The following is a 1,007-nucleotide window of genomic DNA, read 5'->3' as shown; positions in this document are numbered from 1 at the left end:
GGAGATCTTTGATTGCGCTCCGAAAGCCATCTCTTGTTGTCAGGTCATAGTTGCTTTTCATAATTGGCACTTTGTCGGAAGGACTCCTAACAGTTGAACTCACCCGCCGTCAATGACTTAGAGTGCTGAAGATAGCCTAGCATACAGTCGGGGGCAGTAACTTGTTACACTATGTAAGTTTTTCGCTGTTCGCCTCTACTACCCACCAACCCCAGCGCCCCCTCACCAACAACCTTTGGAGCAGGTCAGTGATGCTCTCCGAGTCAAGCACTACTCCTACCAGACTAAGAAATTTTATCTTCTCCGGATCCGTCGATATATCTTGTTTCACAACAAGCGACACCCCAAGGAGATGGGTGGCGAGCAGATCAATGCCTTCTTAACCCACTTAGCGGTGGAGGAGGGGGTGGCGGCGTCCACGCAGAACCAAGCTCTCAGTGCGCTGTTGTTCCTTTACCGAGAAGTTTTGCGTCTGGAGCTAGACCTTAACCTAGACGCCGTATGAGCCAAGCGCTCACGCTATTTGCTTACGGTCTTAACCCCTGAGGAGGTCAAGGCTGTCATTGTGCATCTGTCTGGGATCTATCGCTTGGTGGTGCAGGTGCTGTATGGCAGTGGCTTGAGGTTGGCAGAAGCTCATCAGCTCCGGGTTAAAGATGTGGATTTTGCCCAACGGCAACTGGCGATTCGCCATAGCAAAGGGATGGAGAGCCGGTTAACGATGCTGCCAGAAACCCTAGTGGAACCTTTGCAAGAACACTTGCCCTGCGTCCAGCGACAACATCAGCAGGACTTGGAATAAGGATATGGCTCTGTCTATTTGCCCTTTGCTTTGGAGCGCAAGTACAGCCTGTTCAAGAATCAAGGGGTACATTAGATTTCTTTACGCTATACTTTATATTTATATTTTGCTCCCAGCTCACGAACAATAGGTACAGCCTGTTAAGGAATCAAGGGGTACAGTAGCAACACTTAGCAAACCAACTCCGGAAGCAGGATGTAGTAAA

At 49.6% G+C, this 1,007-nt stretch carries 2 protein-coding genes; both read left to right on the top strand.

The window, feature by feature from the left end; genetic code table 11:
- The first annotated feature begins 235 nt into the window (after positions 1–235).
- Positions 236–505 (top strand): phage integrase N-terminal SAM-like domain-containing protein, encoded by a 270-nt coding sequence (locus NW841_RS12880; protein ID WP_414366468.1) that lies wholly within the window; start codon positions 236–238, stop codon positions 503–505.
- 18 nt (positions 506–523) lie between these two features.
- Positions 524–802 carry a tyrosine-type recombinase/integrase gene (locus NW841_RS12875; protein ID WP_414386785.1) on the top strand — a complete coding sequence of 93 codons (279 nt, stop codon included), beginning with the start codon at positions 524–526 and terminating at the stop codon, positions 800–802.
- Positions 803–1,007 lie beyond the last annotated feature (205 nt).

This window comes from Synechococcus sp. H60.3 (genome assembly GCF_047462295.1).
Lineage (GTDB): Bacteria > Cyanobacteriota > Cyanobacteriia > Thermostichales > Thermostichaceae > Thermostichus.
This window is presented reverse-complemented; position numbering and strand designations above follow the sequence as displayed.